This is a genomic window from Rhizobium sp. WSM1274, assembly GCF_025200775.1.
Lineage (GTDB): Bacteria > Pseudomonadota > Alphaproteobacteria > Rhizobiales > Rhizobiaceae > Rhizobium > Rhizobium leguminosarum_I.
Genome location: NZ_CP104138.1, coordinates 1,834,679 through 1,856,806, shown reverse-complemented (window position 1 = coordinate 1,856,806; position 22,128 = coordinate 1,834,679). Strand labels below are relative to the sequence as shown.

The 22,128-nt window shown below is 59.8% G+C and carries 20 protein-coding genes, 5 tRNA genes and 1 pseudogene; 15 read left to right on the top strand and 11 right to left on the bottom strand.

Translation table 11 applies throughout. The features are described from left to right. Positions 1 to 34 precede the first annotated feature (34 nt). The 3 genes from N2600_RS09445 (at position 35) to N2600_RS09435 (ending at position 4,139) form a co-directional block, all read left to right on the top strand. Positions 35 to 325, top strand: a complete 291-nt coding sequence (locus N2600_RS09445) for a DUF982 domain-containing protein (protein ID WP_170280592.1) — start codon at positions 35 to 37, stop codon at positions 323 to 325. A 690-nt stretch (positions 326 to 1,015) separates the two neighbouring features. Next, positions 1,016 to 1,297, top strand: coding sequence for a hypothetical protein (locus tag N2600_RS09440; RefSeq protein ID WP_162118793.1), 282 nt, complete (start codon positions 1,016 to 1,018; stop codon positions 1,295 to 1,297). 994 nt (positions 1,298 to 2,291) lie between these two features. Next, positions 2,292 to 4,139, top strand: a complete 1,848-nt coding sequence (locus N2600_RS09435) for a choice-of-anchor Q domain-containing protein (RefSeq protein WP_260110759.1) — start codon at positions 2,292 to 2,294, stop codon at positions 4,137 to 4,139. 183 nt (positions 4,140 to 4,322) lie between these two features. Here N2600_RS09435 and N2600_RS09430 read toward each other — a convergent pair. From N2600_RS09430 to N2600_RS09420, 3 genes and pseudogenes are all read right to left on the bottom strand, one after another. Continuing rightward, positions 4,323 to 4,533 (bottom strand): annotated as a pseudogene (locus N2600_RS09430) (ATP-binding protein); the annotation flags it as partial. Between the two features lie 112 nt (positions 4,534 to 4,645). Next, positions 4,646 to 4,722: transfer RNA gene (locus tag N2600_RS09425), tRNA-Arg, on the bottom strand. A 57-nt stretch (positions 4,723 to 4,779) separates the two neighbouring features. After that, entirely contained in the window at positions 4,780 to 5,085 is a 306-nt protein-coding gene (locus N2600_RS09420) for an ETC complex I subunit (RefSeq protein WP_017964111.1), read from the bottom strand. A gap of 308 nt (positions 5,086 to 5,393) precedes the next feature. Here N2600_RS09420 and N2600_RS09415 point away from each other — a divergent pair, with 308 nt between their 5' ends. Both N2600_RS09415 and N2600_RS09410 read left to right on the top strand, forming a co-directional pair. Continuing rightward, positions 5,394 to 5,606 carry a hypothetical protein gene (locus N2600_RS09415; protein ID WP_017964110.1) on the top strand — a complete coding sequence of 71 codons (213 nt, stop codon included), beginning with the start codon at positions 5,394 to 5,396 and terminating at the stop codon, positions 5,604 to 5,606. A gap of 184 nt (positions 5,607 to 5,790) precedes the next feature. Next, positions 5,791 to 5,867: transfer RNA gene (locus N2600_RS09410), tRNA-Pro, on the top strand. Between the two features lie 65 nt (positions 5,868 to 5,932). On the opposite strand, the gene N2600_RS09405 is transcribed toward N2600_RS09410, so the two are convergent. Together N2600_RS09405 and N2600_RS09400 are read right to left on the bottom strand one after the other, a co-directional pair. Continuing rightward, positions 5,933 to 6,421: a DUF192 domain-containing protein gene (locus tag N2600_RS09405; RefSeq protein ID WP_222383868.1), complete on the bottom strand. Its 489-nt coding sequence runs from the start codon at positions 6,419 to 6,421 to the stop codon at positions 5,933 to 5,935. 2 nt (positions 6,422 to 6,423) lie between these two features. Next, entirely contained in the window at positions 6,424 to 7,002 is a 579-nt protein-coding gene (locus N2600_RS09400; protein ID WP_012757289.1) for a cold-shock protein, read from the bottom strand. Positions 7,003 to 7,197: 195 nt separating this feature from the next. Between N2600_RS09400 and gloA the strand changes: the two genes are divergently transcribed. The 5 genes from gloA to N2600_RS09375 all read left to right on the top strand — a co-directional run bounded on the left by gloA (position 7,198) and on the right by N2600_RS09375 (position 9,620). Next, a complete protein-coding gene (gloA, locus tag N2600_RS09395; RefSeq protein ID WP_170258615.1) occupies positions 7,198 to 7,638 on the top strand; it encodes a lactoylglutathione lyase in 441 nt (146 codons plus the stop codon). Between the two features lie 176 nt (positions 7,639 to 7,814). Next, on the top strand, positions 7,815 to 8,870 hold the full coding sequence (locus tag N2600_RS09390) for a YcbK family protein (protein ID WP_409995332.1): 1,056 nt from the start codon (positions 7,815 to 7,817) through the stop codon (positions 8,868 to 8,870). Positions 8,871 to 9,068: 198 nt separating this feature from the next. Then, positions 9,069 to 9,143 (top strand) — tRNA-Glu (locus N2600_RS09385). 74 nt (positions 9,144 to 9,217) lie between these two features. Further along, positions 9,218 to 9,292 (top strand) — tRNA-Glu (locus N2600_RS09380). A gap of 253 nt (positions 9,293 to 9,545) precedes the next feature. Continuing rightward, positions 9,546 to 9,620, top strand: a tRNA-Glu gene (locus tag N2600_RS09375). A 47-nt stretch (positions 9,621 to 9,667) separates the two neighbouring features. On the opposite strand, the gene recJ is transcribed toward N2600_RS09375, so the two are convergent. The 5 genes from recJ to N2600_RS09350 form a co-directional block, all read right to left on the bottom strand. Beyond that, positions 9,668 to 11,470 (bottom strand): single-stranded-DNA-specific exonuclease RecJ, encoded by a 1,803-nt coding sequence (gene recJ, locus N2600_RS09370; protein WP_260298656.1) that lies wholly within the window; start codon positions 11,468 to 11,470, stop codon positions 9,668 to 9,670. A 186-nt stretch (positions 11,471 to 11,656) separates the two neighbouring features. Continuing rightward, entirely contained in the window at positions 11,657 to 11,899 is a 243-nt protein-coding gene (locus N2600_RS09365) for a hypothetical protein (RefSeq protein ID WP_170261403.1), read from the bottom strand. Positions 11,900 to 12,061: 162 nt separating this feature from the next. After that, positions 12,062 to 13,387 carry a homoserine dehydrogenase gene (locus N2600_RS09360; RefSeq protein WP_260298655.1) on the bottom strand — a complete coding sequence of 442 codons (1,326 nt, stop codon included), beginning with the start codon at positions 13,385 to 13,387 and terminating at the stop codon, positions 12,062 to 12,064. A gap of 61 nt (positions 13,388 to 13,448) precedes the next feature. Then, the gene (locus tag N2600_RS09355) at positions 13,449 to 14,666 is read right to left on the bottom strand and encodes an LL-diaminopimelate aminotransferase (RefSeq protein WP_162118691.1); all 1,218 of its coding nucleotides are present in this window, start codon (positions 14,664 to 14,666) and stop codon (positions 13,449 to 13,451) included. Between the two features lie 222 nt (positions 14,667 to 14,888). Continuing rightward, a complete protein-coding gene (locus N2600_RS09350) occupies positions 14,889 to 15,302 on the bottom strand; it encodes a hypothetical protein (protein ID WP_162118692.1) in 414 nt (137 codons plus the stop codon). 150 nt (positions 15,303 to 15,452) lie between these two features. On the opposite strand from N2600_RS09350, the gene phaC reads away from it, so the two are divergent. Further along, on the top strand, positions 15,453 to 17,321 hold the full coding sequence (gene phaC, locus N2600_RS09345) for a class I poly(R)-hydroxyalkanoic acid synthase (protein WP_260111118.1): 1,869 nt from the start codon (positions 15,453 to 15,455) through the stop codon (positions 17,319 to 17,321). A 207-nt stretch (positions 17,322 to 17,528) separates the two neighbouring features. After that, entirely contained in the window at positions 17,529 to 18,869 is a 1,341-nt protein-coding gene (locus N2600_RS09340) for a tlde1 domain-containing protein (protein ID WP_260110756.1), read from the top strand. Between the two features lie 39 nt (positions 18,870 to 18,908). Here N2600_RS09340 and N2600_RS09335 read toward each other — a convergent pair whose 3' ends face one another. Further along, positions 18,909 to 20,066, bottom strand: coding sequence for a pyridoxal phosphate-dependent aminotransferase (locus N2600_RS09335; protein WP_260110755.1), 1,158 nt, complete (start codon positions 20,064 to 20,066; stop codon positions 18,909 to 18,911). Between the two features lie 211 nt (positions 20,067 to 20,277). On the opposite strand from N2600_RS09335, the gene N2600_RS09330 reads away from it, so the two are divergent. The 3 genes from N2600_RS09330 (at position 20,278) to accB (ending at position 22,125) form a co-directional block, all read left to right on the top strand. Continuing rightward, positions 20,278 to 21,036, top strand: coding sequence for a DsbA family protein (locus N2600_RS09330; RefSeq protein ID WP_260110754.1), 759 nt, complete (start codon positions 20,278 to 20,280; stop codon positions 21,034 to 21,036). Between the two features lie 160 nt (positions 21,037 to 21,196). Continuing rightward, the gene (aroQ, locus tag N2600_RS09325) at positions 21,197 to 21,634 is read left to right on the top strand and encodes a type II 3-dehydroquinate dehydratase (RefSeq protein ID WP_162118696.1); all 438 of its coding nucleotides are present in this window, start codon (positions 21,197 to 21,199) and stop codon (positions 21,632 to 21,634) included. Between the two features lie 20 nt (positions 21,635 to 21,654). After that, positions 21,655 to 22,125 carry an acetyl-CoA carboxylase biotin carboxyl carrier protein gene (gene accB, locus N2600_RS09320; protein WP_260110753.1) on the top strand — a complete coding sequence of 157 codons (471 nt, stop codon included), beginning with the start codon at positions 21,655 to 21,657 and terminating at the stop codon, positions 22,123 to 22,125. Positions 22,126 to 22,128: the final 3 nt, after the last annotated feature.

Sequence of the window (22,128 nt, the reverse complement as noted above, 5' to 3'; positions counted from 1 at the left end):
CTCCCGTTGGAACGCTTTTTGCAGGGTTACTAATATGTTGATGATGCAAGGACCAAATGTCATGAATCGGTACACATCGCATCAGTTTCCCGCCCTGAGGATGCTCATGAGCGGCCAAGATAAATACAGCGTCATCAGGACCCTCGGCGACGCAGCCACCATGCTCATTTCCGAATGGCCTGGGGATGATGGCGAGGAGTATATCGTGGCGGTGAAGACATGCCTCGACGCGATCCGCGGCACCGCGCCCGCAAACGCCGCGCGGGAAGCGCTGATGAGAGCGGCTGATGAAGCCGGCATCCGCTACCTCTCGGTCGTTCACTGAGATCACCGCCTGGATCGGGCAGAATCGGCGCGCAGCCACGCTGATCGCCGAGGCCGAATTCTGGGGCTAGGATGGATGGCGGAGAGCTGCAGCCTGCCTGCTATGCTGAGGAAATGCGGGATAGCACTGGTCCTGTGAGCCCTCCCAGATCAAGCTGCGGGCGTGAGTGTATCATATCGGGCGAAACGACATCCCACCTGTAGTGACTAGCTGCAATACGCTACCTGTTGGACCTCGTCAAAGGCATGAAATACGTGAAAGCCGGACATACCATGCCCTGACTGACCTCCGCAATTTCCGCCGCATGGTCTTTCGCGTCACGCGAATCGAAATAGAAATCAGACGCCGATCATTGATAGCAACAACACCGTTGTGGCCGCGACAAACCGACAAACGGCGTCCGACAGACCTTCAATTCTGCGCAGCGGGCAGTTCCGGCACCGCTGGCGCGGGGCTCTACACTGACAGCGCCGTGGATCGGAGCTGGCGTGCATGCGACGCAGCCGGCAATCTGCCGATAGTGAGCAGCGGCGTCACTGATCCTGCGCTGATCGTGCGCTTGCCCCTGATCCCGGACCAATACTTACCAGTTGATTCACTCTTGTTTAAATGCAAGAGGAGTAAGGATTTCGCGAGTATCACAACAATGATCGCGCCGTCCGAAACTCGATAAGTTAATAGGGCCTTCGCATGGATATTGACGGTATGCTTAAGGAGATTGCCGACAAGGGCGGGGCGATGGAAGTCGTAGAAGACCACTATTATCCCTTGGACGTGGAAGCCGAGTTGCTGGGCCTCATTTCCAAAGAGTATCATGGCGGGGACCTAGGCTTTACAGAAACGCTGGCGTTGACGAATAAGGGACGCCAGCATCTGGGAATAGATGTAGTCACTCCACACACATGGACTTCCGCTGCCAGCACATTCGCTCGTATTATTGCCAAGTTTACACGACCAATTCTCTACCGGTGACTTAGTATTACTTAGGTTTATAAAATTTCCATAGTCGCGTGGCTATTTTTGGCCTCGCTCCATTGTTTGCGGCGCGGCTGGCGGTTTGGAAGCGGAGGCACAAAGACCGCGTGCTTGCTGGGTGTGGATCGCATTTGACCCAATTTTTCGGCGGCTGCCGAAGCGGGTGGGTGTCCAACTTATCGACCACGGATGTTATCTGGCTCTTATTGATTGCGCCGGGCGGCAGTGGCAGTCTCGATGCTGCATATTCAGTCGGATAGTCCTCATAGATTACGTCGCGCGCGCATTCCATGAGATCTCCACCAAAATAGTTCAGTGCACTACGAGGATGTTGGTAGGCATAGCGCAGCCTAACGAATGCGTTGGCTGACAAATGCAATGTTTCGTCAAAAATCCGGATGAGGTTTATTCGTCCCGGCGGCAATGGCATCGCGTATCATTAAAACGCCTGCAATAGGGTTTTCCTATTTCGACTTGAAGAGCTTTTCCGGGTCGTACCGCATGCCCAATGATCTCGGCGGGGAATCGGCGCTTGAAATGCTGCTCAATGGGTTTGGCCGAATCTGCTGCGGTCATGCCCTCCCATTACCCTCTCGATTTGTCCCAATCGGTAAAGCAGCGCTGCCTAAAATCGCTAAATACAGAAAAAATGTCGATTCCGCCCTTTGCGGGAGGAATCCGCTCACGCCCGTCAGGTTTTTCTAATGTTTTCAAGGGGCGTATATCGCGGCAGTTGCAGAAAGAATAATTCGCGGAAAGCGAGACCTTTATACTGCCTCAATTTGGGCGACTCAAATTTCACTAAATATTTCAAAACGTAACTTCGGATCGATTTTGATAATGTGGCAGCAATATGGCTATGTTTGTCAAGCACTTACTATCGCTCTACTGTTGCGCCCTCCAGGATGTCACCCTATAACCCCTCGCCGTAACGCCTGATTAACCAAAAATAGTACCGGCAAAGACAACGCTAAGGTTGAGGAACAAGAACATGACGACATACTATGTAGCGACGACCGGCAGCGGCGGTGGTAACGGAAGTGCCTCCACTCCCTTTCGCACGATTGGCGAGGCAATGTCGGCGAACCTTAAGCCCGGCGACGAGGTGGTGGTGAAGCCAGGAACCTACAACGAGAGCATCAACATCGACAAGGACGGCTCGGCGGCAGGCGACATCACGCTACGCTCGGAAGTGCCTGGCGCAGCGCTGATCCGGCCGCCCGCGGGCTCGTACACCGGGATCAGTGTCAACGCCAACTACGTGACAATCGACGGCTTCGACATCAAGGGCGGCAACGGTGACGGCATCGAAGCGAACAACGTCCATCACGTCTCAATTCTCAACAACAAGGTCCACGACAGCGGCGAGTCGGGCATTCAGTTCAACTATTCTGACTTCGTCAAGATCGTCGGGAACGAGACCTACCATAACGCGTCCACGGGCTGGTTCTCGGGCATCTCGATCTACGAGAACCGGAACATCACCGGCGATACCTCGACGACCGGCTACCGGAATATCGTACAAAACAACATCTCGCACGACAACGTCACGAAGACGGGTGCGCACACCGATGGCAACGGCATCATCATCGACGATTTTCAGAGCACACAGGCGGATGGTCATCCGAACTATACGTTTAAGACCCTCGTCGACAACAACCTGGTCTACGAGAACGGCGGCAAAGGCGTCCAGGTTGCCTGGAGCGACTCCGTCACGGTGCAGAACAACACAGCATATCACAACAACCAGGACCCGCTGAACGACGGCACCTGGCGCGGCGAACTCAGCAACGCGCAGTCGAGCAACAACACCTGGGTCAACAACGTCGCCGTAGCCGACCCATCGGTGAACAAGAACAACACCGCTGTCGATAACACGTCGTACGGTGGCTACACCAACGCCAACACCGTCTGGGCCAACAACATCACTTACAACGGCACGGCCGGCCAGGACTCGGTCAGGACCGACGGCGGCAACGCGATGCCGAGTGCGACGAACGGCAACAAGCTCGGTGTCGACCCGCATTTCGCGGGGGCAGCGACCGACAACTTCCACCTCGGCTCCGGCTCGTCGGCGATCGACAGTGGAACCACCAAGTACGGCGTCGGCTCGACCGATCTGGACGGCCACGCTCGCGTCGTTGGAACTGTCGATATGGGTGCCTACGAATCGGGCTCCAGCGCGGCACCGGGAACGCCAACCACGCCGACGCAACCGACAACGCCGACCACGCCGACAGAGCCAACCACGCCGACGCAGCCGAGCTCCGGCTCGGGAACGCCGACCACGCCGACGCAACCGACAGAGCCGACAACGCCGACCACATCGACGAAGGTATATACCGGCACCGAGGGTAACGACTACCTGCCACACACCGGTCAGTCCAACGGCGGCAACGAAACCTACAAGGGTCTCGGCGGCAATGACGTGTTGAAGGGCGGCGCCGGCTCGGACGTCATAATTGGTGGTGCTGGAAAGGACATCATGAGCGGTGGTATCGGCTCGGATACGTTTACCTTCAAGACAGCGACGGAGACCGGGTCCGGCTGGAACCGCGACGTCATCACCGACTTCCAGCATGGGGTCGACAAGATCAACCTCTCGGCGATCGATGCGAATGGCTCTGCGCAGGGCGATGCAGCCTTCCATTTCCAGGCGCAAGAGAATGCCTTGTTCGATAAGAAGGCTGGCGCGCTCGCTTGGCACTATCAAGACAATGCTGGATCCGATCACGATATTACCGTTGTCCAGGCCGACCTGAACGGCGACGGCGTTCATGACTTCGAGATTCAGCTGCAGGGCCTCGTCCACCTGGGGGCAGGCGATTTGATCCTGTAACTATACCTGTTGCGGCGGTCGTCCGATCGCCGCAACAATCGTGCTAACAAAATGTGTCGACGGCGGAGTAAAACCCGCCACGCGGCGCGCAAAATTCGACTACTTCAGCGCGTGGATGAGCAAGCTGGGAGGGCGTAGCCCGAACGGCGATCCCATCCGCGCGCTGCGATTTTTTGACGGCTGTCAGCCGGCCTTTCGAGTGCGGACTTGCGCGAGGCGATAACTGTCGCCGTTCATCTCGCGGATGTCGACGTGGCGGGTGACGCGGTCCAACAGAGCGCCGGTCGGCACTCGGATCCCAGGATCCCTCGAACGCAAGGTTGCTGGTGATCAGATGGCACTCGTCGACGTCTTGCGAGATCAGTTCAAACAATAATTCCGCACCGGTTTGGGACGCCCGTCCGGCCGCCGTACGCGGGATTCGCTGGACGGCGGTCCAAATGTGAGCGCCCCGTGACCAGGCTCCTTCGCGCTGGTCAGGGGACGGCTTCAAGTCATTGAATTTGTGGCGACCCCTGCAGGAATCGAACCTGCGACAACCTGCTTAGAAGGCAGGTGCTCTATCCAGCTGAGCTAAGGGGCCGTCCGGCGGCCGCGTCTCACGAGCGCGACCGGATGCGGCATATCTGGACCAGAAATCTCAATGCGTCCAGGGCTGCGTGCGGGTATAGCGGAAATTGTCCGGATAGGCGACAACCTGGCGTGTCGGGTCCTTCGGCGCGATGACGCGGTAGTCGATACCGTTGCGCTGGGCATAGGCTTCGGCGAGTTCCTGCGTTTCGAAGGTGAGCTTCACCTGCTGGCGCATGTCACCCGAAGAGGTGTAGCCCATGATCGGATCGATCTTAAGCGGCGACTCCTGATCGAACTCAAGCACCCAGAGATTGGTCTTGGCCTTGCCGGACTGCATGGCGGTCTTGGCTGGACGATAGATCTTGGCAGACATGACTGCAGCGTCTCCGACTATGCGGGACAATGCCCGCCGTTCATGGTCTAAATCCTGTTGCCGGCCCGTTCCGGGCCTTTTGCATCATCGCTGAGGATAACGCAAAGAGATGAATTTTGCTTAGCTGCGAATCCCCGCTTTTTCAAGGAAAAAGGCGGTGCACGACGACGCTGCCGACTCCGTTCCCATGACGGCCGATGCGTTAGGGAAACAAAGAATATCGGCGGACAAGCGGCTGTGCGCATTCTTCCCCTCGGGTGGAGCCAGCCATCTCTTGAAGGCCAAGCGACTCTGGGGCGGATTGCACAATGTTACCGATTGTCGCATGTTGTGATTGCAACCTGATTGCCGCAGCCAGCCCTCGGCACTATTTCTACGGCTCGGTTGGTTTCAGTGGATTCGCACTCATGATGAGACGTTCGGCGGAGTTCAATGCCATTGTGATAGGGGCTGGTATCACGGCGTTCTTCTACCTTGCGATCAGCTACGCTCAATATATCGGCCTGATCGCTCACGGCTAAGGTAGAATTGCCCTGACGCCAATTGTGCCAGGCAAACGGATTAGTGCGCTGGTAAGCAGACTGACCGCCCATCAAGATTTTTCTATCTTGCATCCACAGGTCCGGCGAGGAATCTTCGGCCAGAGCTGGATTTATGGGTTGCGACGGCGAAGTGAACCGTGTATCTCCCCTGCCATTCACGGCACGGAGTGTAGCGCAGCCTGGTAGCGCATCTGGTTTGGGACCAGAGGGTCGGGAGTTCGAATCTCTCCACTCCGACCATTCAAATATCCCGATATTGTTGAATTCCTTGACAGGCGCAGCGCAGCTTGCGGTTATACGCGCCGTCACTTCATCCTTTTCGTCGTCGTGGCGCTGACGATCCTGTCGCCCGGCTTGATTCCGAGTTTGGCAACAATGCCGGCGTTGAGTTCGACGACGTATTTCACCGCAACCATCGAATCGATGATGTCGCGCGAATAGGGCACTGCCTTTTCCTTGATGTGGCGAATCGTACCGGCGTCGTCGGCAAAGAGCATGTCGAGCGGCAGGATGGTGTTTTCCATCCACATGGTGACGCGCCTTGGCTCGTCGAAATCGAAGATCATGCCGGCATCATCGGCCATCACCTTGCGAAACATCAGTCCGCGGGCGCGCTGATCCGGGGTCGAGGCAATCTCGACAGTGAAATGCAGCACCTTGCCCGCCGCAGTCTGGATGAGCAGCGGCTCCTTGTCGAACCGCATCTGCTCCTCGGCCAAAGCCGGCAGCGCAACCATGAAAAAAAGCGCCAGGATGGCGCTTCTGATAGCATCAAATAGGATTAGACCGCGCATGTTCAGTGCGACCGGCTTGCCGGGCTCGGAACGTCAGGATGGATCTCTGCGGCCATCAGGCCCTTTTCTCCGTCGCCGAAGCGGACGAGAACCACCTGGCCAGGGCGGAGCTCCGTCAGGCCGAAGCGGCGGAGCGTTTCCATGTGCACGAAGATGTCTTCCGTGCCCTCGCCGCGCGTCAGGAAGCCGAATCCCTTGGTGCGGTTGAACCACTTGACCAGCGCGCGCTCGAGTCCGCTCGTTGCGGTGACCTGCACATGGGTGCGCACCGGCGGCAGCTGCGAGGGATGAACCGCGGTCGACTGGTCCATCGAGAGGATTTTGAAAGCCTGATAGCCGCGCTCGCGGCGCTGGATGAGGGCGACGATGCGCGTTCCCTCGAGGATCGTTTGGTAACCGTCGCGGCGCAGGCAGGTCACGTGCAGGAGTACATCCTGCATGCCGTTGTCTGGCACGATGAAGCCGAAACCCTTGGCGACGTCGAACCACTTGACGACGCCGGTGATTTCAACAAGATCGACCGCCTCTCCCGATAGCTCGTCGAGGTCGGAGTATTCGTTCGATGAAATCCTGTCAGCCATTGTCGCCAGCCCCTCGAATACGCGTCACACTGTTACGGTTAACTGATTCTTGAAATCAAGATTAACATCTTGGTAACGGATAAGCGCAAGTCCTAGTTTTCGGTTATTCCCAGGTGCACATTTTATAAAGATGACTTGCCCGAAGCTGACCTCGGCTCGCCGAAAAAAGCTAGCCCCAATAAAGGAGTAAATAGAATGCGTTATCTTCATACAATGGTGCGCGTCAAAGACCTGGACGCCTCGCTTGCCTTTTACACCACGCTTTTCGGGCTGGAGGAGATTCGCCGCCACGAAAACGAGAAGGGCCGCTTCACCCTGGTTTTCCTGGCTGCTCGCGACGATCTCGACCGTGCGCGCAGCGAAAAGGCCCCCTGCCTCGAGCTTACCTACAATTGGGACACGGAAGATTATAGCGGAGGTCGCAATTTCGGCCACCTCGCTTATGAGGTCGACGATATTTACGCGACCTGCCAGAATCTGATGGACAACGGCGTCACCATCAACCGGCCGCCGCGCGACGGGAACATGGCGTTCGTGCGCTCACCCGACGGCATCTCGATCGAAATCCTGCAAAAGGGCAGCCCGCTTCCGGCCACTGAGCCCTGGCTCTCGATGGGCAATACCGGCGCCTGGTAAGGCTTTTCGGCGCAAGGCTTTTGCGAGGCTTGCGGCTTTTCCGATTTCGGGTCCGGCCGGCGCCTCGGCGCTTGCCGCGATCCGGCCCCGCAGGCAATCTCCAAACGACTCGAAGCGGAAGAGAAGCGGTTTTCGCTTATTTTCCGGATCAACTGGAGACTGTTGCTTTGCGTAAGATGCAGATGCGGATGCCCCTGACCGACGCTTTGCTGATCGCCACCTCGGTGCTGGCGCTGTCCGGCTGCGCGTCGGACAAGAAGGCGCTCGATTCCGCCGCAGTTGTTCCAGCACAAGCCGCAGCACCGCAGCTTGCCACCGCAGGGCCTGGAAGCCCTGCCCCACATTCGGTCTATACGGACCCTCGGCTCGTCAACGTCTCCGGCGCTCAAGCCGCGCCTCAGGTCGTGGCACAAGATCCAAATGCCGCCGCTCCGCCCGCCGGCTCGGCAACGGCGGCGCCTGCCAATATCGGCGGGTTGGTCCTGCAGTCGACCCGGATCAACGCGCAGTCGATGAGCATCTTTTCCGATCGCCAGCCGGCGCCGCAAGACAACAGCACCTCCACCGTCGTTCAGCCGCAGGCCTATGCGCCGGTGGAAGGTGCAGCATCGGCGCGAAGCAGCGTCTATAGCCAGCCGCCCACGCTCCAACAGCCGGCAGAGCCGGTGCTGCCGCAGCAATCCTCGCAGAATAACAGTACGCAGCTTGCGCCTGTGCAGACTGCGTCGCTGGCGACGGGCAGCATTCCGACCTCGACGATGAATGCGCTCTACAGCGCGCCGAAGCAGAACCTGCTCGGCAGCCTCTCCGGCCTGCTGCACAAAGCCGCCCTGCCCGGCATGACGCGCATCGCGCCGAACGGGCTGCATCTCCAGAACGACAAGGTCGAGGTCGGTTGCTTCAAGCCCGACCTGCTGAAAGTGATCAAGACGGTCGAAAACCATTTCGGGCGACCGGTCATCGTCACCTCCGGCTATCGAGACGAGGAGCACAACCGCTTGGTCGGCGGCGCCGACGAATCGATGCACAAGAGCTGCGAGGCGGCCGACATCCAGATCGACGGTGTTACAAAATGGGATATCGCCGCCTATATCCGCTCGTTGCCGGACCGCGGCGGCGTCGGCACCTATTGCCATACGGATTCGGTCCACCTCGATACCGGCAAAAGTCGTGACTGGAACTGGGGCTGCGGCGGCAAACGCGCGCCGATGACGACCGCACGAGCGATCTGACGGCCGCGCGATTTTCGCATTGCGTTACGGCAGCATCAGCTAGTCTCAATAAAGAAACAAACCGGCAGCCTGTTGATTCGGCTTCAATAATCGGCTTCTCGAACGCGCTCGGATTTGCTGTCATTTTTTTGAAAGAAACCGCAATTGCCGCTTGCGGGATTCAATACGCCTGACTATAAGGGCGCCACCACGAAGGACGCGCCCTTCGTCTATCGGTTAGGACACCAGATTTTCATTCTGGGAAGAGGGGTTCGACTCCCCTAGGGCGTACCACTTTCTCCCTATATAGAAGCCATCACTTCCGCTTGCAGAAGCCGGCGCACGCTCCTATTTTAACGAGGCTGCCTGCGCCCTTCGTCTATCGGTTAGGACGACAGATTCTCATTCTGTAAAGAGGGGTTCGACTCCCCTAGGGCGTACCAATTCCTGATGATGGCCATCGTCATCCGTTTCGATCGACATTCGCCGACCCTATGAGTCTCCTTGAGGAGAACCCTTCGGGTCCGCGCGACGCTGCCCATCCTAACCCGCCGGCTTGATTTTTCTCCGCTCCGCCGTGCCTTGCACATCGTTTCTCCACAGCCACAAATAAATCGGCGAAAACGATGATTTTTTCGCGCCTTGGCGCTTGCGGCCTTCGAAGGCGCTGACTATAAGGGCGCCACCACGAAGGAAGCGCCCTTCGTCTATCGGTTAGGACACCAGATTTTCATTCTGGGAAGAGGGGTTCGACTCCCCTAGGGCGTACCACTTTCTCTCCCTTGACTTCACATCGTCAGCGCTCTTGCGCGACCGTTCTATTTCGCCGGCGCAGCGTCGCAGACGCGCAGCTGGATGCGGCGTGCGCCCTGGTAGTGGTCGGCACCGAGCGAACCCGCGACATGCAGGCTGGCACCGCGTGAATTGATAAGAAGATTGCCAAGCGGCGTGTCGGCGGCGCGGAAGGCGATGCCGTCGAGCCGCGATCCGTCCATGGCCTCCAGCGTCACCTTCACATGTTTCTCGCCGACCAGGCGGGCGTCGCGCAGACGATGCGCCGGTATGGCAAAGAGCGGCTGTGCGTGACCAGAGCCATAGGGGCCGGCGGCCTCCAGGCGGTCGATGAGTTCGAGAGTGGCGCCGCTTGCACCGATCGCACCGTCGATCTTCAGCGTTTCGTTGGCGACGAGGCTAGCCACCGTCCTCTCGGCCTTCTCCGTGAAGAAGGTCCTCAGCCTGCCGAGATCAGCGCGCTCGACCGTCAGTCCCGCGGCCATTGCGTGGCCGCCGCCCTTGACGAGCAGACCCTCGTCAACCGCGGCCCGGACCATCCTGCCCATGTCGAAGCCGTTGATGGATCGGCCAGAGCCGGTGCCGCGGCCGGCGGGATCGAAGGCGATCGCAAAGGCCGGCCGTTTGAATTTCTCCTTCAGCCGCGCCGCGATCAGCCCGACGATACCGGGATGCCATTTCTCATGGGCGGTGACGATGACGGAGGCGCCCTCGCCGTCGCCATATTCGGCAAGCGCCTCGGCTTCAGCCTCCTGCAGCATGATGGCCTCCATCGCTTGGCGTTCGCGATTGAGCTCGTCGAGGCGCTGCGCGATCACATCCGCCTCTCCGGCGTCATCGAGCGTGAGCAGCCGGCTTCCGAGTGCGGCGTCGCCGATCCGCCCGCCGGCATTGATGCGCGGGCCGATCAGGAAGCCGAAATGGTAGGGCGTCACCGGGCCGGCGAGCCCCGCCTTGCGGAAGAGTGCCGCCAGTCCGGCATTGCTCTGGTGGCGGGCAGCAACCAGCCCCTTTACCACATAGGCGCGGTTGAGACCCTTCAGCGGCACGACATCGCAGACCGTCGCAAGTGCCACGATATCCAGCCATTGCAGCAGGTCGAGCGCCAGGATGCGCTTGTTGCCGGCCGCGCGCAGCAGCCTGAGTGTCGCGACCAGCACCATGAAGACGACGCCGGCGGCGCAAAGATGCCCCTGCCCCGAGAGATCGTCCTCGCGGTTCGGGTTGACCAGCGCATGGCAGGGCGGCAGCTCATGTGTCACCTGGTGGTGATCGATGACGACGACATCGATGTTGCGCGCCGCGGCAGCGGCCAGTGCCTCGTGGCTGGTGGAGCCGCAATCGACGGTGATGATCAGCTCAGCGCCGTTGTCGATCAACTGGTTGATGGCCGCCGGATTGGGGCCGTAGCCTTCGAAGACGCGGTCGGGAATATAGATGGTCGCCCTGACGCCGAAATGGCGGAGAAAACGAAACATCAGCGCCGAGGAGGCTGCGCCGTCGACGTCGTAGTCGCCGAAGATGGCGACGCTCTCGCCTCGCTCGATCGCGCGCAGGAGGCGGGTCGCGGCCTTTTCGCAATCAGTCAGTCTATGGGGATCGGGCATCAGGCTTCGGATCGTCGGATCGAGGAATTCGATCGCCTCGTCTACCGTCACGCCGCGCCCAGCGAGCACCCGGGCGATCAGATCCGGCAATCCATGGATCTGCGACATGGCCAGCGCGCGGTTCTGCCCGGCCTGGTCGAGCCGCGCCACCCAGCGATTGTCGAGCGCGGATTTCTCCACGCCGAGAAACGCGCGCTGTACGGGGTCGACGAGATCTGCCATGCCACACTCCGCTGACTTCATCTGCTCTTTCTACAGGAGCAGCGGAGATAACATAGCGATGGATTTGCAGACACGGTTTTTTACCAAAGCATGTCGCGCAAAAGCGTGCAGCGATTTTGCGACAACGACATGCGTAAAAATAAAGACCTAAAGCGCGAGAGCGAATCTGAAAGATCGCGACACGCTTTAGAATACCGCCCAGACGATCAGGGCGATGCCGGCCAGTTGCACCAGGATGACGGAGAAGAGAGTGAGAAGAATGGCCCAGTTGCGGCCTTCCGGGCTTTCGTCGTCATAGGCCCCATCGGAGGGGTGGTAACGAACCTCATCACGGTTCGTCTCGGGAACTTCCTCAAACAGACCAGGATGATCGGGAGGTTCCTCTTCCGGGCGACCATACCCCTTCCCGGCATGGCTGTCCTTGTTCACGGTGTTCTCCAAAGCCGGCGACTCCCTCTCCCGGCTTATTTATATCAATGTTTCGGTACCTGTTAATATAAGTTTTCGTGAGAGCGGTTAAACAGGCAATAAAAAAACCCGCCCTGCGTGCACAGAGCGGGTCAGCCATCCCGGATTGTGGCAAAAAAGAGTTCAGCCTTCTTCTTTTGGCCGCTCGATGCGAATCACCTGCGGTTCGCCGAAGAGGTAACCTTCCGACTTGATCGAGGCGACCGCCTTGCGCACCGACTCTTCCATCGTCGCATGGGTGACGAGAATGATCGTCTGGTGGTGCGATGGCGCCAGGTGCTGCTTGGAGCGCTGGACGATCGATTCCAGCGAGATGTTGTTTTCCGCCATGCGGGTTGCGACGCTGGCAAAGACGCCGGTGCGGTCGAGCACGGTCAGGCGGATGAAATAGCCGCCCTCGTGGCTCTGCATCTGCGCCTTGCGGTAGGGTTCCAGCGTCGCTGCGGGATGGCCGAGCACCGGCACGCGCTGGGCGCCTGGCTGGCTCTTGGCAATATCGGCGATATCGCCGAGCACGGACGAGGCCGTCGCGTTGCCGCCGGCGCCCGGGCCGACCATCAGCAGCTCGCCGAGCACGTCGGATTCGATCGCCACCGCATTGGTGACGCCGTCGACCTGGGCGATGACCGAATCGACCGGCACCATTGTGGGATGGACGCGCTGCTCGATGCCGGTATCGGTGCGCTGGGCAACGCCCAAGAGTTTGATGCGATAGCCGAGCTCGGCGGCAGCGTGGATATCCTCGATCGAGATGTTGGTGATGCCTTCGAGATAGATGTCGTCGGCCGCGATCTGATTGCCGAAGGCGAGCGTCGTCAGGATGGAAAGCTTATGGGCCGTGTCGTTGCCCTCGACATCGAAGGCTGGATCGGCCTCGGCATAACCCAGCCGCTGCGCTTCCTTGAGGCATTCGGCGAAGGAAAGCCCCTCCTTCTCCATCTTGGTCAGGATGTAATTGCAGGTGCCGTTCATGATGCCATAGATGCGCGAGACGGAATTGCCCGTCAGCGATTCACGCAGCGCCTTGATGACCGGAATGCCGCCGGCGACTGCCGCCTCGAAGTTCAGCAGCGAACCCTTCTCCTCGGCGATCTTCGCAAGCTCGACGCCGTGATAGGCAAGCAGCGCCTTGTTGGCTGTCACCACATGGAGACCACGTTGGAGTGCCGTACGCACCGAGACGTTGGCCGCCCCTTCGGCGCCACCCATCAGCTCGACGAAGACGTCGATATCGCCTTTTTCGGCAAGCTCTTCCGGCCGGTCGAACCAGGTAACGGTGGAAAGATCGATGCCGCGATCCCTCGCCTTGTCACGCGCGGAGACCGCCGTGATGATGATCGGACGCCCGCAGGTGACGGCAAGCTCGTTGCTTTTCTGCTGAATGATACGGACAAGCGAGGCGCCAACGGTGCCCAAGCCCGCAATGCCGATTTTGAGGGCATCTGCCATGGATCGATCCTGAAGTGTCTGTGTGGCGGCAGCCGCCGAACGCAGCTGCCCAACGGTTGGATTAGCGGTGGGCGTTCAGCGAGATGACGTTGTGCATCGTCTCGTCTGCCGTCGACATGAACTTCTTGATGTTGCGCGCAGCCTGACGGATGCGGTGTTCGTTCTCGACAAGCGCCAGACGGACGTAGTCGTCGCCCATTTCGCCGAAGCCGATGCCCGGGGCAACGGCGACGTCGGCCTTCTCGACCAGCAGCTTGGAGAACTCCAGCGAACCGAGATGACGGAACTTTTCCGGGATCTTCGCCCAGGCGAACATCGTCGCGGCCGGCGGCGGCACCTCGAACCCGGCCTTGCCGAAACTTTCGACCATGACGTCGCGGCGGCGTTTATAGACGTTGCGGACTTCCGCAATGTCGGAACCATCGCCGTTCAACGCATGCGTCGCCGCCACCTGGATCGGCGTGAAGGCGCCGTAGTCGAGATAGGACTTGACGCGGGTGAGCGCCGCGATCAGCCGCTCGTTGCCGACGGCAAAGCCCATGCGCCAGCCGGGCATGGAGAAGGTCTTCGACATCGAGGTGAACTCGACCGTCACGTCCATTGCGCCCGGCACTTCGAGAACCGACGGCGGCGGGGAGCCGTCGAAGTAGATTTCCGAATAGGCAAGGTCGGAAAGCACGATGATGTCGTGCTTTTTCGCGAAGGCGATGACGTCCTTGTAGAAATCGAGCGTCGCGACAAAGGCCGTCGGATTCGAGGGGTAGTTGAGGATCAGCGCCAAGGGCTTCGGGATCGAATGCCGGACGGCACGTTCCAGCGGTTCGAAGAAGCTCGCATCCGGCTCCACCGACATGGAACGGATCACGCCGCCCGCCATCAGGAAGCCGAAGGCGTGGATCGGATAGGTGGGGTTCGGGCAGAGGATCACGTCGCCCGGCGCCGTAATCGCCTGCGCCATATTGGCGAACCCTTCCTTGGAGCCCAAGGTGGCGACCACCTGGGTATCCGGGTTGAGCTTGACGCCAAAACGACGGGCATAATAGGCGGCCTGGGCGCGGCGCAGGCCCGGAATGCCCTTGGAAGAGGAATAGCGGTGCGTGCGCGGATCCTGCACGACCTCGCACAGCTTGTCGACGATCGACTGAGGAGTGGGGAGGTCTGGGTTTCCCATGCCGAGATCGATGATATCGGCGCCGCCCGCTCGCGCGCTTGCTTTCAAACGGTTGACCTGTTCGAAAACGTAAGGCGGCAAACGCCGGACTTTGTGAAACTCTTCCATCTCATTCCCCATGGAAAGGCGGCATTTCGGGCCGCAGTCGAAGTTCGTTCCGTCTTCCGGCGGCTGCGACACGAACTTCAGAATCGCAACGCCGTGTTCATCAGACCCAAGTGACGCGGCGAATCTTTGACGGAAAGGCCGCGTAACGCGCTTTATCGGAAAAATTGTATCTTCCGATGCATTCGGAATGGCTTTGCGTCCAAATTGCCTGAAAGGCAAGGTCTATTTGGAGATTTCGGAGAGTGTATCGGTGCCGTGCTCGGCGGCGAGACGCCGCATTTCGGCGACCTTGGCCTGATATTCGGCTTCCGAGATCGTGCCGGCCTTACGCCGAGCGGCAAGTGCCGTCAGCTGATGCTGCAGTTCAGCCGCCTGCTCGTCACTCATCTGGACATTGGCGGCGGTCAGCGGCGCACCGAAACTCGGATAGCCGTCCGGGTATTTTGCCAGGCCGCCCTCAGCCGCCTCGCCCTTGGTGGCCGGCATGACGACGGCGGTCGGCGCCGCCCGCTTAGCGGCAGCTGCGGCCTTTTGTTCCGCCGTCAGATTGCATCCGGCAAGCGCCATCGCCGCCGCGGCGCAGATCAGTGCGGTGCGGTTGAGGATTGCGATGCGCCGAATGCCGTTCTTTGTCATGCCTCAAAAATCCAGTTCTGACTGCGTCGACTGTTAAATTTGTCGCAGCCACAAAGCAATAGCATGAGCCGATGCGGGTGGAACTTGTTTTCTCGTTCGATCACGATGTACAACGAATGGATAAAAAGAGTGGTGCTGCCGCCGGAGGAAATGGTGACCGACAGCAAGCAGGAGAATGGCGGCCAAAAAAATGGCGAAAAGGCCGGCTTCGACGCGACCGATCTCGATCCCTATCTGTTGAAGGATCCCGAGGCCATGGCGATGAATTTCGCCCGAGCGCTCGAAAATCTCGGACAAGCAGCGTCTGCCTGGCTCGCGCCGCGCGAACGCGGTGAGATCACCGAAACCGCCGTCGATCCGATGACCGACATGGTCAAGACGCTTTCCAAGGTGACCGAATACTGGATTTCCGATCCGCGCCGCACCTTCGAGGCGCAGACGCAGCTGATGTCCTCGTTCTTCGGCATCTGGATGCGCTCAATGCAGCGCATGCAAGGCACGCGCGGCATGCAAGGCGAACCCACGGAGCCGGAACCGGACACCCGCAAGGACAAGCGCTTCTCGGACGAGGACTGGCAGAAGAATCCGTTCTTCGATTTTCTCCGCCAAGTCTATTTCGTCACCACCGACTGGGTGGAAAAGCTGGTGTCGGAGACCGATGGCCTCGACGAGCATACCAAGCACAAGGCCGGCTTCTACGTGAAGCAGATCACGGCAGCGCTTTCGCCGACCAACTTCATCGCCACCAATCCGCAGCTCTACCGCGAGACGATCGCAACCAGCGGCGCCAATCTGGTGCGCGGGATGAAGATGCTGGCCGAGGATATCGCTGCCGGACATGGTGATCTTCGCCTTCGCCAGACCGACATGACGAAATTCGCCGTCGGCCGCGACATGGCGCTGACGCCAGGCAAAGTGATCGCCCAGAACGACATCTGCCAGATCATCCAGTACGAGGCTTCGACCGAAACGGTGCTGAAGCGGCCGCTTTTGATCTGCCCGCCCTGGATCAACAAATTCTATATTCTCGACCTCAACCCGCAAAAATCCTTCATCAAATGGTGCGTCGACCAGGGTCAGACGGTCTTCGTCATTTCCTGGGTCAACCCGGATGCGCGCCACGCCGACAAGGACTGGGCGGCCTATGCCCGAGAGGGAATCGATTTCGCGCTTGTTACAATCGAGAAGGCGACCGGCGAAAAGGACGTCAACGCCGTCGGCTACTGCGTCGGCGGCACGCTGCTGGCCGCAACGCTGGCGCTGCATGCCAAGGAGAAGAACAAGCGCATCAAGACAGCGACGCTGTTCACCACCCAGGTCGATTTCACCCATGCCGGCGACCTCAAGGTCTTCGTCGACGAGGAGCAGCTTGAAGCGCTCGAAGAGCATATGCAGGCGACCGGCTATCTCGACGGCACGAAGATGTCGATGGCCTTCAACATGCTGCGCGCCTCCGAGCTGATCTGGCCTTATTTCGTCAACAACTACCTCAAGGGCCAGGATCCCCTGCCCTTCGACCTGTTGTTCTGGAACGCCGACTCGACCCGCATGGCGGCGGCAAACCATGCCTTCTACCTGCGCAATTGCTATCTCAAGAATGCGCTGACGCGGAACGAGATGATCCTCGACGGCAAGTCCGTGTCGCTGAAGGATGTGAAGATCCCGATCTATAATCTCGCCACCCGCGAGGATCACATCGCACCTGCCAAGTCCGTCTTCCTCGGCAGCCGGTTCTTCGGCGGCAAGGTGGAATTCGTCGTGACCGGCTCGGGACATATCGCCGGCGTCGTCAACCCGCCCGACAGGAAGAAGTATCAATTCTGGACGGGCGGCCCGGCCAAGGGGGACTACGAGACTTGGCTCGAGCAGGCGACCGAGACCCCGGGATCATGGTGGCCACATTGGCAGGCCTGGATCGAGACGCATGACGGCAGGCGTGTGCCGGCCCGCAAACCCGGCGGCGACGCCTTGAACGCCATCGAGGAAGCGCCGGGAAGTTATGTGATGGAGCGCGCCTGAGACGCCCAACGCATCTCTTTTTGAGACGTCGTGAGAAACTGCAACGCCGCGTAAACAAATTAGAAACCATAATTCGTCATCCTTGCGAGACAGTCGGACGTCGTGGGTGGTCTAAATTCGGCCCATTTGCGCCTGTACCGGCCCCCGGCGAAGTGTAGTCAGTCAGTGCCGCCGGCCTGCGTAGCGAGTTTGAAAGACGAGTGTAGTATGGCGTGTGTGGTCGGGACGTTCGATGACGTCACCCCTCTTGGCGGATCTGCTTTCCGTTGGCGCAGATCTCGCGGTTTCCTTTACAGTGTTGTCGGCGCCGGATTTCTGACCTCGACATGGCTGATCGCGACCTTCGCGACGATGCATTCGATCGCCGCTCCCTATTCTCCGCCGGATCGCCCGGCACAGGTGGCGGCTGCGCCGAAGGTGGCGCCTACACCGCGCCATGAGAGGCTGATTCATGTCGGCAAGGCCGACCGGCTAACCGCCTTCGATGCGAAGCCGAAGGTCCTGCTGACGGCGAGCCTCATTCAATCCCATGCCGAAAAGACCGCCGCCGCAGCAACGGCGCTGGCGGCTCTTACAAAAAACAATCGGCTCACCATGGCCGCGGAGCAACCGGTCGTGGCCGCGATTTCCGACAGCGCCAAATTCCGCAAGGACGATGTCATCGCGCCGCCGCCGGTCGAGCTCGCCTCGGCAGAGACTGATGAAGACGACGGCAATCGGATCATCGTTCCGTCGAAGGAGGCGGTCGCTGCAGCCGAACTGACAGCCCTGCTTGCGCTTGCCGATGCAGGATCCGGGCAAATCGCGCCGGCTCCGGTCGAGCCGACCGCATCTCCCGTCAAAACGGCCTCAATTCCCGCCTCGGAACCTGCACCGGTGGTCGTTGCCGCCGCGGACGACGCGCCACCCTTCGATCTCGTGCTGGCGCCGGACGAAGGTTCCGTGCCGCTGCCGATGGCACGTCCTGATGGCCTCATCGGCAAACCGGCACTGGCTTCCAAGGGTTCGCAGCGCGCTGGCGAGCCTGCACTTGCCTATGCCCAGCCGAACTCGCCGATCGAGGATGACGAGGACGACGCAGTGCCGCGCTACGACAAGCCGGTGTTCTCGCCGAAGCTGCGCGCTGGCGTGGCGATCTACGACATCGAAAACAGCACCGTCTATCTGCCGAACGGCGAACGGCTCGAGGCCCATTCCGGGCTCGGCAAGATGCGCGACAATCCGCGTTATGTGAACAAGAAGATGCGCGGGCCAACACCGCCGCACACCTATGTCCTCACCATGCGCGAGAGCCTTTTCCATGGGGTCGAGGCGCTGCGGCTGACGCCGGTCCAGGGTTCGGACGCCATCTATGACCGTGTCGGCCTTCTCGCCCATACCTATATGCTCGGCAAGAACGGCGATTCCAACGGCTGCGTCTCCTTCAAGGACTACCGCCGCTTCCTCGCTGCCTATAAGCGCGGCGACATCAAGCAGCTCGTGGTGGTGCCAAGGCTGAACAACAAACCGTCTTCGACGTTCGCTTCGCTGTTTTCGTCGCGCAGCTGACGACAGGAGAGTGCATTGCCGCTTGCCCGGTCGTGAGCGCTACTTCAACCAGGCTGCGATTCGCTCCACCGCCTCGGCGATCTCTGCCTGCGAGCCCGCATAGGACAGGCGCAGCGTTCGATTTCCCTCCAGCGGATCGAAATCGAGACCGGGCGTTGCGGCGACGTCGATTTCCGCGAGCATGCGTTTGGCAAAGCCCATGCTGTCATTGCTGAAGCGGGTGACGTCGAGATAGGCGTAGAAGGCCCCGTCCATCGGCGAGGCGATCGAAAGGCCGATCTGCGGTAGACGCCGCATCAGCAGGTCGCGGTTAGCGGCATAGCTTGCCTTGTAACGATCGAGTTCGGCGCCAGCGCCAAGAGCAGCCGTGGCGGCGATCTGGGAGAGCTCGGGCGGGGAGATGTAGAGGCTCTGCGCCACCCGCTCGATCGGCCGAACCAGGCGGTCGGGAAGCACCATCCAGCCGATTCGCCAGCCGGTCATGCAATAATATTTGGAGAAGGAATTGATGACGATCGCCTCGTCAGTCAGTTCCAGCGCGCTCGCCTCCTCGCCTGCGAAGGTCAGCCCGTGGTAGATTTCATCGGAGATGAAGGCGATGGAATGGGCCGCGCAGTAATCCGAAAGCGCCTTCAGCCCCTCGCGGCCGGTCACCGTGCCGGTCGGATTGGCGGGACTGGCGAGCAGCACGCCTTTCAGCGTGATGCCGCTTTCCTTCTGCGCCGCTTCCAGGCTTTGCGGCGTCAGGGTGAAGTGGGTCTCGGCCGTTACGGGCACTTCGAGAACCTTCAGGCCGAGCGCACCGAGGATATTGCGATAGGCGGGATAACCGGGTCTTGCGATCGCCACCGCATCGCCGGCATCGAAGAGCGACAGGAAGGCGAGATTGAAGCCGGCCGAGGAACCGGTGGTGATGGCGATGCGCTTTGGATCGATCTCCAGGCCGTGGCGATCCTTGTAGTGCCAGGCGAGCGCCGATTTCAGCCGTGCCGTCCCCAGCGCATCGGTATAGCCGATCCGGCCTTCGGCAAGGGCTGCGCGCGCCGCTTCGAGGGCCGCTTGAGGTGCCGGATGCGAGGGCTGACCGACCGCCATCGAGATCACCGGATGGCCGCTCGCGCGCCGCTTCGTTGCCTCCGCCAAAACGTCCATGGCATGAAAAGGCTCGACTTCGCTGCGTTTCGATATGGAAAACAAGATCGTTTCTCGCTCAGCTTCTGCAATGACGGCCCGACAATTGCCGCATTAATCGGCTGATCACAATCCCGCGAGGGCCACGCGGGGATGAAAAATTCTGGTTTGAGCAGAACCGAACGCACCGTACCTTGACGCGAGGCATTCAAGTCCATTAACCCGGCGAGCGTCTTCTCGACAAAGAGACGACCATACCGCCGATGACGAGGATATCATGGCATTCTTCCCGAAGACCTTCACCGCTCTGGTGCTTGCCGCATCGATCGCCCTTCCGCTTCCGGCGGCAGCGCTCGACGACCAGCAGAAGAAGGAGTTCGGTGAATTCATCAAGCAATACCTGATCGAAAATCCTGAGATCATGCTCGAAGTCCAGGATGCGCTGCAGAAGAAGCAGGAAGCCCAGCGGTTGGTGAAGGCCAATATGGCGATCGAAGAGAACACTACCGACATCTTCGAATCGAAGAACGACGTTACGCTCGGCAATCCCAAGGGCGACGTGACGGTCGTCGAGTTCTTCGATTATAATTGCAGCTACTGCCGGCATGCGCTGCCCGACATGCAGGCGATGCTTAAGAAGGACAAGAACGTCCGTTTCGTCCTCAAGGAATTCCCGATCCTCGGGCCGGATTCGGTTGCCGCCCACAAGGTGGCCGACGCTTTCCGCAAGCTGGCACCGGAGAAATATGCCGATTTCCACGTCGCCCTTCTCGGCACCGAAGGCCGCGCCTCTGACGAAACAGCGATAGCGGTCGCCGCTTCGCTCGGCGTCAGCGAGGACAAGATCCGCGCGGAGATGGCAAAGAGCCCGAATGACGGTATCGTCCAGGCGACCTACCAGCTCGCCTCCAGTCTCGGCATCAGCGGCACGCCCTCCTATGTGATCGGCAACGAACTGGTGCCGGGTGCCGTCGGGCTCGACGATCTCGAAGCCAAGGTCAAGAATATGCGCAGCTGCGGCAAGACCGCCTGCTGAGCAATCAACCGCCAAACGATAGCCCATCAAATCGCCAAAATCGAAGCGTTTCAACCATGTGGACAAATGTGGCGCGATTGCCGCTGGCCAATCCGTAAGGGCTTTCATTCAGCTCTCGCGGAGTCTATAGGTTGCCGTCGTACATTTTACGGAACATTCGATGACGCAAACGATTTTTGTCCTGAACGGCCCCAACCTGAACATGCTGGGTAAACGAGAGCCCGGCATTTATGGCGGCAAGACGCTCAAGGACATCGAGGCGGACTGCAAGGCCGCAGGCCGCGAACTCGGCATCGATATCGACTTCCGTCAGAGCAACCACGAAGGAACGCTCGTCGACTGGTTCCATGAGGCCGACGAAAATGCCGTCGGCGTTGCCATCAATGCAGGCGCCTATACGCATACGTCGGTCGCGCTGCATGATGCGATCCGCGCCATTTCCATTCCCGTCGTCGAGCTCCACATATCCAACGTGCATGCACGGGAAGAATTCCGCCACAAGTCGATGATCGCGCCGGCATGCAAAGGCGTGATCTATGGCTTCGGGCCTCACAGCTACATCCTGGCGCTCCACGCGCTGAAGAACATCACGGCATAAGAAGAAGACAGGGCAACACCATGGCTGAAAAGAAATCGGGTATCGACCAGGCACTGATCCGCGATCTCGCCAATATTCTCAACGAAACGGATCTGACGGAGATCGAGGTCGAGCAGGACGATCTGCGTATCCGCGTTTCGCGCGCCGGCACGCCGCAATATGTCCAGGCGCCGATCGCAGCACCTGGTTATGCCGCGCCCGCAGCAGCCGCTGCGGCGGCAATTGCTGCGCCTGCCGCAGCTCCCAGCCGCAACCCGGCCAATGTCGTCAATGCACCGATGGTGGGCACCGTCTACATGGCGCCGGCTCCAGGCGCGCGTCCGTTCATCGAAGTCGGCGCAATCGTCAAGGAAGGCCAGACGCTCATCATCATCGAAGCGATGAAGACGATGAACCAGATCCCTTCGCCGAAGTCAGGCAAGGTGACCGAGATCCTCGTCGATGACGGACATCCCGTTGAGTACGGCCAAGCCCTCGTCGTCATCGAATAGGCC